The organism is Streptomyces gossypii, assembly GCF_025165795.1.
GTDB classification, from domain to species: Bacteria; Actinomycetota; Actinomycetes; order Streptomycetales; family Streptomycetaceae; genus Streptomyces; species Streptomyces gossypii.
The window spans coordinates 43,656-57,550 of sequence record NZ_JAJAGO010000013.1 but is presented as its reverse complement, the minus strand read 5'-3'; the positions used below and the strand labels follow the sequence as shown (position 1 = coordinate 57,550).

The 13,895-nt window shown below is 71.7% G+C and carries 14 protein-coding genes; 10 read left to right on the top strand and 4 right to left on the bottom strand.

Annotated elements, in window-relative coordinates; genetic code table 11:
- Positions 1-19 precede the first annotated feature (19 nt).
- Positions 20-643, top strand: a complete 624-nt coding sequence (locus LHJ74_RS25730) for a GntR family transcriptional regulator (protein WP_260220613.1) — start codon at positions 20-22, stop codon at positions 641-643.
- Between the two features lie 245 nt (positions 644-888).
- A complete protein-coding gene (gene aceE / locus LHJ74_RS25725) occupies positions 889-3,612 on the top strand; it encodes a pyruvate dehydrogenase (acetyl-transferring), homodimeric type (RefSeq protein ID WP_260220612.1) in 2,724 nt (907 codons plus the stop codon).
- A 73-nt stretch (positions 3,613-3,685) separates the two neighbouring features.
- Here aceE and LHJ74_RS25720 read toward each other — a convergent pair whose 3' ends face one another.
- Together LHJ74_RS25720 and LHJ74_RS25715 are read right to left on the bottom strand one after the other, a co-directional pair.
- Positions 3,686-3,817, bottom strand: a complete 132-nt coding sequence (locus LHJ74_RS25720) for a methionine/alanine import family NSS transporter small subunit (protein WP_260220611.1) — start codon at positions 3,815-3,817, stop codon at positions 3,686-3,688.
- Complete coding sequence (locus LHJ74_RS25715) at positions 3,817-5,448, bottom strand: sodium-dependent transporter (RefSeq protein ID WP_260220610.1); 1,632 nt, start codon at positions 5,446-5,448, stop codon at positions 3,817-3,819. Before LHJ74_RS25715 ends, LHJ74_RS25720 begins: the two co-directional genes overlap by 1 nt.
- A 168-nt stretch (positions 5,449-5,616) precedes the next feature.
- Between LHJ74_RS25715 and LHJ74_RS25710 the strand changes: the two genes are divergently transcribed.
- Positions 5,617-6,708 carry a helix-turn-helix transcriptional regulator gene (locus tag LHJ74_RS25710; protein WP_260220609.1) on the top strand — a complete coding sequence of 364 codons (1,092 nt, stop codon included), beginning with the start codon at positions 5,617-5,619 and terminating at the stop codon, positions 6,706-6,708.
- Positions 6,709-6,733: 25 nt separating this feature from the next.
- Here LHJ74_RS25710 and LHJ74_RS25705 read toward each other — a convergent pair whose 3' ends face one another.
- Positions 6,734-7,660 carry an SDR family oxidoreductase gene (locus LHJ74_RS25705; RefSeq protein ID WP_260220778.1) on the bottom strand — a complete coding sequence of 309 codons (927 nt, stop codon included), beginning with the start codon at positions 7,658-7,660 and terminating at the stop codon, positions 6,734-6,736.
- Between the two features lie 250 nt (positions 7,661-7,910).
- Here LHJ74_RS25705 and LHJ74_RS25700 point away from each other — a divergent pair, with 250 nt between their 5' ends.
- Positions 7,911-8,429 carry a DUF4240 domain-containing protein gene (locus LHJ74_RS25700; RefSeq protein ID WP_260220777.1) on the top strand — a complete coding sequence of 173 codons (519 nt, stop codon included), beginning with the start codon at positions 7,911-7,913 and terminating at the stop codon, positions 8,427-8,429.
- A 17-nt stretch (positions 8,430-8,446) separates the two neighbouring features.
- Here LHJ74_RS25700 and LHJ74_RS25695 read toward each other — a convergent pair whose 3' ends face one another.
- Positions 8,447-9,019, bottom strand: a complete 573-nt coding sequence (locus LHJ74_RS25695) for a GNAT family N-acetyltransferase (protein WP_260220608.1) — start codon at positions 9,017-9,019, stop codon at positions 8,447-8,449.
- A 42-nt stretch (positions 9,020-9,061) separates the two neighbouring features.
- Between LHJ74_RS25695 and LHJ74_RS25690 the strand changes: the two genes are divergently transcribed.
- From LHJ74_RS25690 to LHJ74_RS25665, 6 genes are all read left to right on the top strand, one after another.
- A complete protein-coding gene (locus LHJ74_RS25690; protein WP_260220607.1) occupies positions 9,062-9,961 on the top strand; it encodes a TIGR01777 family oxidoreductase in 900 nt (299 codons plus the stop codon).
- Between the two features lie 362 nt (positions 9,962-10,323).
- The gene (locus LHJ74_RS25685) at positions 10,324-11,787 is read left to right on the top strand and encodes an FAD-dependent oxidoreductase (protein ID WP_260220606.1); all 1,464 of its coding nucleotides are present in this window, start codon (positions 10,324-10,326) and stop codon (positions 11,785-11,787) included.
- Positions 11,788-11,939: 152 nt separating this feature from the next.
- Positions 11,940-12,668, top strand: a complete 729-nt coding sequence (locus LHJ74_RS25680) for a TNT domain-containing protein (protein WP_260220605.1) — start codon at positions 11,940-11,942, stop codon at positions 12,666-12,668.
- Between the two features lie 35 nt (positions 12,669-12,703).
- Positions 12,704-12,943, top strand: coding sequence for a hypothetical protein (locus LHJ74_RS25675; RefSeq protein ID WP_260220604.1), 240 nt, complete (start codon positions 12,704-12,706; stop codon positions 12,941-12,943).
- Between the two features lie 91 nt (positions 12,944-13,034).
- On the top strand, positions 13,035-13,322 hold the full coding sequence (locus tag LHJ74_RS25670; protein ID WP_260220603.1) for a hypothetical protein: 288 nt from the start codon (positions 13,035-13,037) through the stop codon (positions 13,320-13,322).
- 110 nt (positions 13,323-13,432) lie between these two features.
- Positions 13,433-13,882 (top strand): VOC family protein, encoded by a 450-nt coding sequence (locus LHJ74_RS25665; protein ID WP_260220602.1) that lies wholly within the window; start codon positions 13,433-13,435, stop codon positions 13,880-13,882.
- The last annotated feature ends 13 nt before the right edge of the window (positions 13,883-13,895 follow it).

The window sequence follows — 13,895 nt, the reverse complement described above, 5'->3', positions numbered from 1 at the left end:
GGCCCGGAGGAGCATGCGCATGACCCCACCCGTCATCCATTCGCTGCGTGAACAGATCCGCGAGCACATCGTCGGAGGGATCGTCAGCGGGCGCTGGAAGCCGGGGGAACGCATCGTGGAGCGACGCATCGCGGTGGAGCTCAAGGTCAGCCAGACGCCCGTACGGGAGGCGCTGCGTGAGCTGGAGGCGCTGCGGCTGATCGAGTCGGCGCCGAACAAGGGCGTACGGGTACGTGAGCTGTCGGCCGCCGACCTGGAGGAGATCTACCCAGTCCGCGCCGGACTGGAGCAGATCGCCGCGGAGCTGGCCGCCCCCCACCTCGCGGGCGACGTCTCCCGCTTGGCGCCCCATGTCGACGCCCTGTACGAGGCCGACCGCAAGGGCGACGGCGAGGCCCAGGTCCGGCACACCGTCGCCTTCCACCGGGAGCTGGTGCGCGCCTCCGGGAACAGCGTGCTGCTGCACACCTGGGAGTCGCTGGGCATCGAGGTGTGGACGGCGCTCTCCATCCGCTGGCTGGGCACGGTGCAGGAGTCCTACGCGGAGGAGCACGAGGCCGTCCTCGAAGCCTTCCGCCATCGCGATCCCCGCATCGGCGACCTGGTCAAGTCCCACGTCCTGGGCTGCGCCCCCCGCCCTTGACCCCGGCCCTGGTCCCCGGCCCTGGTCCCGGGCCCTGGGCTCAGCCCTGGCTTTCACCCCTGATACGGGGCACCCCGTGCCCCTTTCCATGGCACGGAATGCCAATTTCAGTGGAAGCTTTGATCGATCATCGATCGCAGGCGTACAGTCGGCTCGTTGGGGAGTCCCCCTGTCCTGCCCAGTCATCGGGACCATCCCGCACACACCCCCAGCTCATCTGTCCGCCCGTCCGGAAGGTGGCCACCATGCCCGAACCCGTACGTCCCCATCCGAGCGAGCTCGACCAGCTCCCGGACCGCGACCCGCAGGAGACCGCCGAGTGGCGCGAGTCCCTGGACTCCGTCGCGCAGCACGCCGGCGCCCACCGGGCCACCTACCTGATGCGCCGCACCCTTGAGCACGCCGAACACAGCGGCCTCGCCCTGCCGAAGCTGCTGGAGACGGACTACGTCAACACGATCCCCACCGCCGCCGAGCCGGAGATACCCGGCGACGAGGCGATGGAGGCGCGGATCACCGCCTGGAACCGCTGGAACGCCGCCGCGATGGTCACCCGCGGCAGCCGCTTCGGCCTCGGCGGACACATCGCGACGTTCGCTTCCGCCGCCTGGCTCTACGAGACCGGCTTCCAGCACTTCTTCCGCGGCAAGGAGACCGTCGGCTCCGACGGTTCCCCCGAGGCAGGCGATCAGCTCTATCTCCAGGGCCACGCCTCACCCGGCATCTACGCCCGCGCCTTCCTGGACGGACGCCTCAGCGAGGGCGACCTCGACCGGTTCCGCCAGGAGGCCGGTGGCCAGGGGCTCCCTTCCTACCCGCACCCGAGGCGGATGCCGTGGCTGTGGGAGTTCCCCACCGTCTCGATGGGCCTCGGTCCGCTCTCCGCGATCTATCAGGCCCGCTTCAACCGGTATCTGACCAGCCGGGGCATCAAGGACACCTCCACCTCGCACGTCTGGGCCTTCCTCGGCGACGGCGAGATGGACGAGCCGGAGTCGACGGCCGCACTCGCCCTCGCCGGGCGTGAGGGGCTCGACAACCTCACCTTCGTCATCAACTGCAACCTGCAGCGCCTCGACGGCCCGGTCCGCGCGAACTTCAAGATCGTGCAGGAGCTGGAGGCCCAGTTCCGCGCGGCGGGCTGGAACGTCGTCAAGTCGCTGTGGGGCTCGGCCTGGGACGAACTGCTGGCACTCGACACCACCGGCGCCCTGGTCCGGCGCCTCCGCGAGGTGCCCGACGCGCAGTTCCAGACGTACGCGACGCGCGAGGTCGCCTACATCCGGGAGCACTTCTTCGGTGCGGACCCGGCCCTCGCCGAGATGGCCAGGCTCCTGACCGACGCGAAGATCGCCGAGTGCTTCCACACCTCACGCGGCGGCCACGAGCCCCGCAAGGTGTACGCCGCCTACCGTGCCGCCCTCGCGCACAAGGGCGCGCCGACGGTCATCCTGGCGCAGACCGTCAAGGGCTGGACGCTGGGTGCGGGCTTCGAGTCGCGCAACGCCAACCACCAGATGAAGAAGCTGGACGGCGCGCAGTTCCGCACCATGCGGGACTTGCTGGAGCTGCCCATCCCGGACAGCAAGCTGGACGGCGAGCTGGTGCCGTACGTGCATCCCGGCGCCGACTCGCCCGAGGTGCGTTACCTCCAGGACCGCCGGGCCGCTCTCGGCGGCCCCGCTCCGGCCCGCCGGGTGCACCCGGTCGGGCTGCCCGAGCCCGCCGCGAAGCCCTTCGAGGCGCTGGCCAAGGGCTCTGGTTCGCAGGAGATCGCGACCACGATGGCCTTCGTCCGCCTGATCAAGGATCTGATGCGGGACAAGGAGAGCGGCAAGCGCTGGGTCCCGATCGTGCCGGACGAGGCCCGGACCTTCGGCATGGAGTCGCTGTTCCCGTCGGCGGGCATCTACTCGCCGCTCGGCCAGACCTACGACCCGGTCGACCGCGACCAGCTGCTGTACTACAAGGAAGCGGAGAACGGCCAGATCCTCAACGAGGGGATCACCGAGGCCGGTTCGATGGCGGACTTCACCGCCGCCGCGTCGGCCTACGCCACCCACGGCGAGCCGATGATCCCCTTCTACATCTTCTACTCGATGTTCGGCTGGCAGCGCACCGCCGACCAGATGTGGGCGCTCGCCGACCAGCTCGGCCGCGGCTTCCTGATCGGTGCCACCGCGGGCCGTACGACGATGACCGGTGAGGGTCTCCAGCACGCCGACGGGCACTCACCGCTGATCGCCTCGACGAACCCGGCGGCGCTCAGCTACGACCCGGCGTTCGCCTACGAGATCGGGGTGATCGTCCGGGATGGTCTGCGCCGGATGTACGGCCCGGACCCGGCGCTGCACGAGGACGTCTTCTACTACCTCACGGTCTACAACGAGACGAAGGTGCAGCCCGCGATGCCGGAGGGCGTCGAGGAGGGCATCCTCCGCGGCCTCTACCGCTTCCGCGAGGGGACGGCACCCGCCGGTGGCTCCGCCGCCGGGGAGGGCACCGAGGCTCCCCGCGTCCAGCTGCTGGCCTCCGGCACGGCGGTCCACTGGATTCTGGAGGCGCAGCAGCTCCTCGCGGACGAGTGGGGGGTGACCGCCGACGTGTGGTCCGCCCCGTCCTGGAGTGAGCTGCGCCGTGACGCGCTCGCCTGCGACGCCGCACAGCTCAGAGGCGAGGAGCGGACCCCGTATGTCACGCGCGCGCTGGCGGGCGCTCCCGGCCCCGTCCTCGCGGTGAGTGACTGGATGCGGGCTGTGCCGGACCAGATCAGCCAGTGGGTCGAGCAGGACTGGTCCTCGCTGGGCACCGACGGCTTCGGGCTCTCCGACTCGCGCGAGGCGGCCCGGCGGTACTTCGGGGTCGACGCGCAGTCGATCGTCGTCGCCGCGCTCTCCCGGCTCGCCCGCCGCGGCGAGGTGAAGCAGGAGACGGTGCGCCAGGCCGCGGAGCACTACGGCCTGGCCTGACGGCCCACCGCGTACGCACCACCCGCACGCCCCCGTCCCGGCACCCGCCGGGGCGGGGGCGTGCGTGCGCCGGTCAGACCGGTTCCCCCGACGCGTCGTCGTCCGGCACGTCGGGGTGCTTGCGCAGTCGGAGGATCGCGGCGACAAGCCCGCCCCAGACGATGACGATGGCGATGCACATCATGGTGACGGCGGCGGCGGACATCAGCGGCCCCTCTCCCTGGTTGTCCCGTTCTTGGTTGTCCCGGCAGTCCCTGTGCCGGCAGTCCCTGTGCCGCTGGTCCCGGTCCCGCTGGTCCCTGGGCCACCGGTCGGCGGGCCGGAGCCGCGGCCGGGCTCCGAGAGCGGCAGTTCGTCGGTGTGCCTCCACGGGATCAGCGAGAGGAGGATGCCGACGACCAGCGCTCCGATGGCGACGCCCCAGCCGTACTTGAGCAGGAAGTCGTCCGTGAATCCGCCGTAGTTCTCGTCGAACTCGGAGCGCAGGCTGTCCACCATCATCCAGCCCAGCCCCAGCGGGGTGACCAGCCCGAGGAAGAACAGCCACCACTTGCCGAGCCGCACCGCCGAGGTCGCGTTCGCATGCTCCTGGAGCTGCGGGAGGGCCCGCAGCCACCAGGCGACGACGACCACGAAGACCAGGGCGGCCAGGGCGATGCCGTACTGGTTGATGAAGTGGTCGGAGGCGTCGAGGAACCAGACGCCGTTGTCGGAGGAGAACAGCAGCAGGGACACGACGGCGATCAGTCCGCCGACCGAGAGGACCGCGGGCACCCGGCTCATCCCGGTGCGGTCCTGCACCGAGGCGACGACGACCTGCACGATACTCACCAGCGAGGTGAAACCGGCGATGGCCAGCGACACGAAGAACAGCAGTCCGAACAGCCAGCCTGTCGGCATGCTGGAGATGACCGTCGGGAAGGCGACGAAGGCCAGCCCCAGTCCCTCGGTCGCGACTTCGTCGACCGGCACCCCTTCGGCCTGGGCCATGAAGCCGAGCGTGGCGAACACGCCGATGCCGGCCAGGATCTCGAAGGAGCTGTTCGCGAAGCCCGCGACCAGCGCGGAGCCGCTGAGGTCGGCGCGGCGCCCCAGATACGACGCGTAGGTGACCATGATGCCGAAGCCGATGGACAGCGAAAAGAAGATCTGCCCGTAGGCGGCCACCCACACACTGCCCTCGCCCAGCGCCGACCAGTCGGGAGAGAAGAGCGCGTCCAGCCCGCCGGCGGCGCCGTCCAGCGTGAGTGCGCGGATCACCAGCACAGCGAAGAAGATGACCAGCAACGGGATGAACAGCATGTTCGCCCGCTCGATGCCGCGCCGGACACCGAAGGCGAGGACGACGAGCACGACGAGCCATACCGCCAGCAGGGGCCAGAACACCCCGGCGACGTAACCGCTCACATCGCCCGGCGTCTCGGCCGCCTGAAGGAAGTCGCCGAAGAGGAACTCCTCGGGGTTGTCACCCCACTGCTCCCCGACGGAGAAGCCGACGTAGCGCACCGCCCAGGCGAGGATCACCGAGTAGTAGGTGGCGATGACGAAGCAGATCGCCACCTGCCACCAGCCGATGACCTGTACGGGCTTCGCCAGTTGGCGGAAGGCCGCGGGAGGTGACCGCCGGTACTTGCGGCCCACCGTGTACTCGAGGATGAGCAACGGCAGCCCGGCCGTCAGCAGAGCGATGAGATACGGCAGCAGGAAGGCCCCGCCGCCGTTCTTGTACGCCTCCGCCGGGAAGCGCCAGATGTTGCCGAGGCCGATGGCCGATCCGATCGCGGCAAGGAGGAATCCGGTCCGGGACCCCCAGCGCTCGCGGGCTTTTTGAGGCATTTTTCATCCTTGGTTATTTTCACCGCAATTGTCCGCACGTTAACAGCGAGGCCGCACGCACGCGCTCCGGGCGGCTCCGTTCGCGCCGTGTTGCCCGTACTCGCGTGAATACGCGCCGGACAGGAAACCCGGCGGCCTCGGCCCGTGCGGGACGGCAGACTGGGACCCATGCGCGCTGCACGGCTGATCAGGATGGTGCTGCTGCTCCAGGCACGGCGATCGATGACCGCGGCCGAACTGGCCGGGCAGCTGGAGGTGTCGGAGAGGACGGTCGCCCGGGACATGCTGGCCCTCTCCGAGGCGGGCGTCCCGGTCTACGCCGACCGGGGCCGCACCGGCGGCTACCGGCTGATCGGGGGATACCGCACCCGGCTGACAGGACTGGGCCGTACGGAGGCCGAGGCGCTCTTCCTGTCCGGGGTGCCCGCCGCGCTGCGCGGGATGGGACTGGCGGACGCGGGGTCCGCGGCCCGGCTGAAGGTCTCGGCCGCCCTCATACCGGAGCTGGCGGACGCCGAGGAGACCGCCGCACAGCGGTTCCATCTGGACGCACCGGGGTGGTGGCAGGAGCCGGAGACACCACCGCTGCTGCTCTCCGTCGCCGAAGCCGTCCGGGACGACCGCCGTATCGCGGTCCGCTACCGGCGCCGCGACGGCGAGGTGGAGCGGGAGCTGGAGCCGTACGGGCTGGTGCTGAAGGCGGGCGTCTGGTACCTCGTGGCGCGTGCGCCGGGGGGCTTCCGGGTGTACCGGGTGGACCGCGTCACCGATGTCCGCCAGGCGGGCCGGGAGCGGGCGTGGGCTGCGGGGACGGGGGCGGGGGCCGAGCGGGCAGGGGCCGAGCTAGATCCGGGGAGCCGCTTCGTGCGGGACGTGAACTTCGACCTGCCGGGCTTCTGGGCCGAACGGGCCGCCGACTTCGCCCGCTCGATCCTGCGGGACGAGGTGACGCTGCGGCTCTCGGAGTCCGGTGCGCGGCAGCTGCGGTACGTCACCGACCGTACGGCCGCGGACGAGGCACTGGAGCGGGGCACCCGCGATCAGCAGAGGCGGATCACCGTCACCCTGGCCGTGGAGAGCCTGGACGTCGCCTTCAGCCAGCTGCTGGGGCTCGGCCCGGAGTGCGAGGTCCTCCGGCCCGCCGGGCTGCGCGGCCGGTTCCGGGAGGCCGCCGCACGCATGGCCGCGCTGTACGGCGAGCAGTCCGGGCGTACGGCGGACGGCACCCGCCTCACCGGCCGCCACGACGGCTGCCGGTGAGGCAGGAGGCTGATGCGGTGACGGGTCAGCGGTAGCCCGTGACGTCCGCGGGCTTACCCGCCTGCACCACCTCGATGAGATACCGCCAGGCGTCGGGACGCGAGCCGTCGGTGTCGGTGAAGCCGTACTCCTGGGCCAGCCCGCCGCTGGAGAGCGAGCGTCCCCGGAAACGCTCCCGTTCCGGATCCGCTGCCAGCGCGGCCAGCGCACGGCCGACGTACACGGGCGACTCGGAGATCGCGAAGTGCGGATCCTGCTCGCAGCCCTTCCGCCAGTCCGCCTCGGTCACCTTGAAGTGCGTGTCGAGCATCGCCTCGGAGCGCAGCCAGCCGGGCGTCAGACAGACCGCCGTGGCCCCGTACTCCGCCAGCTCGCCCGCGAGCCCGTGTGCCATCCGCAGCGGCGCGTACTTGGCGAGGTCGTAGTAGAACGGCTGGCGGTAGTTGCGGTTGTACTCCTCGGTCCCGTCGGTCACCTCCACCAGCAGACCGCCCGGCCGCCGGGTCAGCAGCGGGAGGGCGTAATGGCTGGTGATGATGTGCGTCTCGACCCCGAGCCGCAGGATGCGCAGGCCGTCGGCCAGATCGTGTTCCCACATCTTGTCGCTCCAGCCGACCAGGTGATCACCGCCCCAGATGTCGTTGACCAGGATGTCCAGCCGCCCCTGCTCCCGGTCGATCCGCTCGGTGAGGGCCCGCACCTGCTCCGGGACCAGATGGTCCGTCGGTACGGCGATGCCGGTGCCGCCCGCCTCCTCGATCAGCTCCGCCGTCTCCTCGATTGTCTCCGCCGCCCTGCCGACCTCGCTGGTGTGCGCGCGAGTGGTGCGGCCGGTCGCGTACACCGTCGCCCCGGCCCGGCCCAACTCCACCGCCATCGCCCGTCCCGAGCCCCGCGTCGCCCCCGCGACCAGCGCGACCCTGCCTTCCAGCGCGCCCTTGCCCTGTTCCATGCACCGCTCCTCATCGTCCTCGTGGCCCTGGCCGTCCTCGTGGCCCTGGCTGTTCTCGTGGCCGGTTCCGGACACGGCAGCGACAGTGCCAGCGATACCCGACACCCCACGTCCGGGTTTTTGAACGCGTTTCCCCGGCCCTCGTGCGGGCAGCGTCGCGCACCGTTGGGACGCGTTCCGATAACGACACAGCCGCATCTGCCGCGCTCCGCGTGCGACGGGGTATCGAAGGGCCGATGCTGGTCCCGTGATGGACGAGACGGAGTTCTGGGAGCATGTGGACAGCGCCCGCGAGGCCGCCGAGGGCGACCCCGAAGAGCAGGCCGATGTACTGGTCGAGCGGCTCACCCGGCTCGACCCGGAGGCGGTCGGCGTATTCGCACGACATTTCGAGTCCCGCTACCAGCGGGCCTACCAGTGGGACCTGTGGGCCGCGGCCTGGATTCTGCTGGACGGCGCCAGCGACGATGTCTTCGACGCCTTCCGCTGCTGGCTCATCGGCCAGGGGCGGGAGGTGTTCGAGGGTGCGGCGCATGACGCCGACTCGCTCGCCGGCCTGCTGGGGGATTTCGACCGGGAGCTGGACGGCGAGGCCGAGGATCTGGGCTTCGCGGCGGACGAGGCGTACGAGCAGCTGACCGGCACCGTACTGCCGGATCCGGCGCTGCCCGAGCCCAGCGGCGAACCGGCCGGCACCCCGCTCAACCTGGAGGACGACGCGGCGCTGGCGGAGCGGCTCCCGAAGCTATGGGACCGATTCGGGCGGTAGCGGCAGCAGCGGCAGCGTCAGCGCCGGGTGAGCCGACGGCCCATCAGGACATCGTCCACGTACTCCCCCTCCAGCAGGAACTCCCCCGGCAGCACGCCCTCCACCTCGAAGCCCGCAGACTCGTAGAGCCTGCGGGCGGCCTTGTTGTGCCCGAGCACCCGCAGGGTCATCCGCAACGCGTACTGCTCAGCCGCCCGCGCGCACGCCGCCTCCAGCAGGGCCCGCGCGATGCCGAGGCCGCGCGCCGCGCCGTCCACGGCCAGCCCCTGTATCTGGCGGACGTGCGCGTTGCTGGGCAGCGGGGTCGGGTGCACGACCCGGATGTATCCCACGATGCCCGCACCGTCCGCACCGTCCGCACCGTCCGCACCGGTTCCACCAGCCCCACCGGACCCACCGGCCTGGCCGGAGGCGGCCAGTTCGGCGACGATGATGTGCGAGGGCCGGTGGCCGGAGTCGAAGAAGGGCGCGTACGGCGGCTGCGGCCGCGGTGAGACGGCGTGCAGCGGTGACCAGGTGCGCCGGTCCAGCTCGGCGAGCGCGGTGCCGTCGGCGAGCTCAGCGCCGCGAAGAGTGAACGTGGGAGCCATGCGCGTCACTCTGCCTCGCCTCTCGCCCGCTCGTCCACCAGGATGTGCGGTATGCGCATCGCAGTCACCGGTTCCACCGGTCTCATCGGCACGGCTCTCGTCAGCTCGCTCCGTAACGACGGTCACGAGGTGGTCCGCCTCGTACGGCGCGCGGCGCGTGCGGGCGACGAGGTGGAGTGGCACCCCAAGCGGCAGTACGTCGACACCTCAGGGCTCGTCGGCTGCGAGGCCGTCGTCCATCTCGCGGGCGCGGGCATCGGGGACCGGCGCTGGACGGCCGCCTACAAGCAGGAGTTGCGCGACAGCCGGGTCCTGAGCACCGGCGCCCTCGCCAAGGCCCTCACCTCACTGGACACCCCGCCCCGAACCCTGCTGCTCGGCTCGGCCGTCGGCTACTACGGGGATACGGGCGACCGCGCCGTGGACGAGAGCGCCCCGCCCGGCACCGGCTTCCTCGCGGACCTGGTCCAGGACTGGGAGGCGGCCTCCGAGCCCGCGACGGAGGCGGGCGTACGGACGGTCTTCGCGCGCACCGGGCTCGTCGTGGCGCGCAAGGGCGGCGCCTGGGGAAGGCTCTTCCCTCTCTTCCGGGCCGGGCTGGGCGGACGGCTGGGCAACGGCCGCCAGTACTGGAGCCACATCGCACTGCACGACCACATCGCGGCTCTGCGGCACCTCCTGGACACCCCGGATCTCCACGGGCCGGTGAACCTGACGGCCCCCGAGCCGGTCACCAACCGCGAAGTGACCGCCGCCATGGGGCGGGTGCTCCGGCGGCCGACGCCGTTCCCGGTTCCGCCCTTCGCCCTGCGGATCGCGCTCGGCGAGTTCGCCGAGGACGTCCTGGGCAGCCAGCGGGTGCTGCCCGGCAAACTGCTCGACTCCGGTTTCCGCTTCGCCTTCCCCAGCATCGACGAGGCGATCAGGGCTGCGCTGGAGTGACCGCGCCGGCCGCACGGCTGGACCGACGGGGCGGGCTCACAGACGGCCCGTCCCGCGCACCGCGCACCGCGCGGACGGGCGTCGACGCGGTGCGCAGGACGCGTACGGCAGTCGCGTTCCGGCGGTCACATATCTGCCGTACGCCCTCTCATGCGCCCTGCCGCGCGCTCCTGTGCGCTGCCGTGCGACGGCGCTTGACTCGCGCACTACTGACGGCAACGCTCCGACTGCATAGGGTCGACCCGAACTCGGGTAATTCTCGCGCCGGCCCGGGCATCAGGTCAGCGGGACGTCGCGTCGTGAGGCGCCCAAGTCCCCGCTGGAGAAGCCCTACTGCCGCGCGCCGACCACGGGGAGGGCACGTGCTCATCAGCAGCGCACGCACAGGCCGTACGGACGCCGATGACGCCGATGTCGTCATCGTCGGCGCCGGGCTGGCCGGACTGGCCGCAGCGCACCACCTCATGCGAGCGGGCCTGCGGGTCACCGTGCTGGAGGCCGCGCAGCGGGTCGGCGGCAGAATGGCCACCGACCAGGTGGACGGCTACCGGCTGGACCGCAGTCCCGGGCTTCTCGGCGCCGACTGGCCCGAGCTCGCCGCGCTTCCGGGGCTGGGCCTGGGCTCCGCGCTCGCGCTGCGCCCCTTCACGCCGGGCGCGTTGCTGCGCACCGGCGACCGCTGGCTGCGCGTCGGCGAACTGCGGCAGACCGCCGGGCGGCAGGTCTACGCGGTGCGGCCCGTACGCCCCGGGCTCCACGGGCGCCCCGGCGGGCCGGAACGCCCCGAGGGGTCCCATCCGGGCAGAGGGCCGGGGGCGCGGGGGGCGTTCAGTGCGGCGCGTGCGTTCACCGGCGCGCGCGGGCGCATGGCCGTGACCGACGCGCTGGAACTGGCCCGGTTGCGCGCGAATCTGGCCCGGCTCGCCAACACACCGGCCGACAGACTGCACGCTCGTGCCGAAACGCCCACCGCCGAGGCGCTGTCCCTGCGCGGCTTCCCGGCACGCGCGGCGGACGGGCTGATAGGACCGCTGCTCGCCGCACTGCTGTCGGACCCTGATCTGTCGACCTCCAGCCGGGTCGCCGACCTGGCGCTGCGCGGCTTCGTCCGCGCGGGGCTGTGCCTGCCCGCGGGCGGTGCGTCCACGCTGCCGGAACTCCTGGCGGCAGGCGTCCCGGACGGCACGGTGCGCCGAGGCGTACGGGCGGTCTCCGTGGCGGCCAACGCGGTCGGCACGGACGGGTACGGCACTCTTCGCTGCCGCGCCGTCCTGATCGCCACCGGGGCGCGGGACGCCGCCGTGCTCCTTCCCGGCCTGCGGGTGCCGGATTTCCACCCGGTGACCGTCCTTCACCACGCGGCGGCCGAACCGCCGATGAACACACCCACGCTCCTTGTCGACGCCGACCGCTCGGGGCCGGTCTCGCACACCTGGGTCGCCTCGGCCGTCGACCCCTCCCGTGCGCGGCCGGACCGCACGCTGATCACCTCCGTCGTCCTCGGCCGGGCCGCGGCCGACCCGGTGGGCGTACTCGACAAGGCGGCTCGGGACCAGCTCGCCGACCTCTACCGGACGCCGACGGAGCACTGGCAACTGCTCGGCAGCCACCACGACCCCCAGGCCGTACCCGCCATGCCCGCACCGCACGACGGGCGGCGCCCGGTGCGCGTGCTGTGCGGGCTGTACGTCTGCGGAGACCACCGGGACACCTCCAGCACCCAGGGCGCCCTGGCGTCCGCCCGCCGGGCGGCGGCCGAGGTGCTGCGTGATTTCGGCGTCCACCCGGCGGCGAAGGAGGGCGAGGCGCTGCCTGCGGTCGCGTGAGTCCTCGTACGGGTGACAAACGACAGCAGTACACCCGGAGTTGACCATTCCGCACATACGGTTCGCTTGCCAATCGGCTGATCTGCCGGTCTGCGGATCTGCCGGTCTGCGGATCTGCCGGTCTTCCGTGTTCCGAGTGTGAGGAATCGTCCGTGAACCGAATCCGCGTCACCTTGGCGGCGGCGGGCACCGTCGTCGTGCTGTTCTCCGGGCTGCCCGGTCAGGCCACCGCCACCACCACCGCCACCGGCACTGCGGCTGTCACCGCAGGGGCAGTCGGCGCAGGGCAGGCCCGTGCGGCGAGGACCGCCCCGTGCACCGGCGAGTTCGAGCGGGACGCACGGCTCGGTCCCCGGCATCTGGCTTCGCCGTGGCAGCGCCCGTACGCCTCCCTGCTTGCCGGTTACGAACGCACCGGCAAGCTGTCGTCCGAAGCCTTCCTGGAGAAGTACTGGCAGGGTGCGCCCGAGACGGGCAGCTGGAAGTACCCGCCCAACGACGGCTTCGGCACGGTGAACGGCTCGCTGGACAAGTGGGCCGCGCGCCTGGAGAAGGGCGAGAAGCTGGACCGCTTCGGCTCCGAGTACGGCCGTTTCCTGGCACCGGAGGGGGCCGCTTACGGCGAGCGCGCCCTCCCGCCGCAGAGCCTGAACACCAGGGAGCCCGCGTTCCCCTGCGACTACCACGTGTACCGGGTGAGCCGTCCGCTCACCGTCTGGCAGGGGAGCATCGCCCCATGGTTCGAGCAGGACGGCGGCGGGCAGCAGATCCTCCTCGACCCGGCGCTGCTGCCGCCGTCCGACCGGCCCGCCGCGGGTGAGCGGCTGAACGTGAAGTGGCTGGTCGCGCACGGCTATCTGGCCCGGGTCCGGGCGGGATGAGGCGAGGGCCGGCATGACGCGGGGGCGGTGACCGCATGGACCGCGCCGGGCTCCGCCTCGCGCTGCGCGAGGCGGGCGTGGCCGACGACCACTACTGGATCGAGGGGACGCACGAACCAGCGCCCCCGCCTGTGGACTTCCTCTTCCTCAGACGGGGCCGGGCGGGCGGCTGGGAGACCGGTGTGTACGAGCGCGGCAGTGCGGAGGTGACCGGCTGCTTCGACACCGAGCACGCGGCCTGCCTCCATCTGCGGGAGCTGCTGAACGGACCCTGAATTCCCCTTCCACCAGGGCCTTTTGTCAGTGCTGGGCGGTATTCTGGAAGAAGAAATGAGAGCTGGTTCACCAACGCCCAGGAGGTCGCTGATGGCCACTGTCCGCCCCGTGACGAAGCCCGTGAGGAAGCCCCTCCGGAAGGCGAAGCTGCCTGCCGGTCAGCCCCGCGAGTGGTATGAAACCCACAACAGGCAGCTGAAGGCGATGCGCCTCGCCATCGCGCTGCTCGACTCCGGCGTCTACACCGCGGAGCGCGCCACCAATCGGCGGATTCGCGGCACCGCGGCGCGTATCGACATACGGCCGCCCTCGCTGACCACATGCCGCCTGGTCCGCTCCATGATTCCCAGCGCGCGTGAGGGCGTGCTCCGGAAGTAGCGCCGGTACGGCCCCGGCGGCGCCGGGATGTCAGTGCCGCCGGGCAGGATCGGAGGCGGTGGGTGCGCTGCAGAGCGCCCACCGCCACACCTGCCTGATGGAGGAATCCCATGCCGACGACCTTCCAGCTGACGATCGACTGCGCGGACCCGGGCCCGCTGGTTGCCTTCTGGTCCCGAGCACTGGGCTATGAGCCGGAGGCCCCGCCCGCCGGCTTCCCCAGCTGGCGCGCGTACTGGCTGAGTATCGGGGTGCCCGAGGAGGAGCTGGGCGAGGGCGACTGTGCGGACTCCCTTGTCGATCCGGACGGCAGGGGTCCGCGCGTCTGGTTCCAGCAGGTGCCGGAGGGCAAGACGGTAAAGAATCGCCTGCATCTCGATCTGCGGGTGAGCGGTGGCCGCGAGGTCCCGCTGGAGACCCGCAGAGCGCGCGTCGAGGCTGAGGTCGCCCGGCTGGAGGCGGCGGGTGCCGAGTGTGCCGACGTCCTGGCCGAGCCGGGCCAGGACCACTTCGCGGCAATGCTGCGGGATCCTGAGGGCAACGAGTTCTGCGTCTGCTGACACCGGCGGCTCC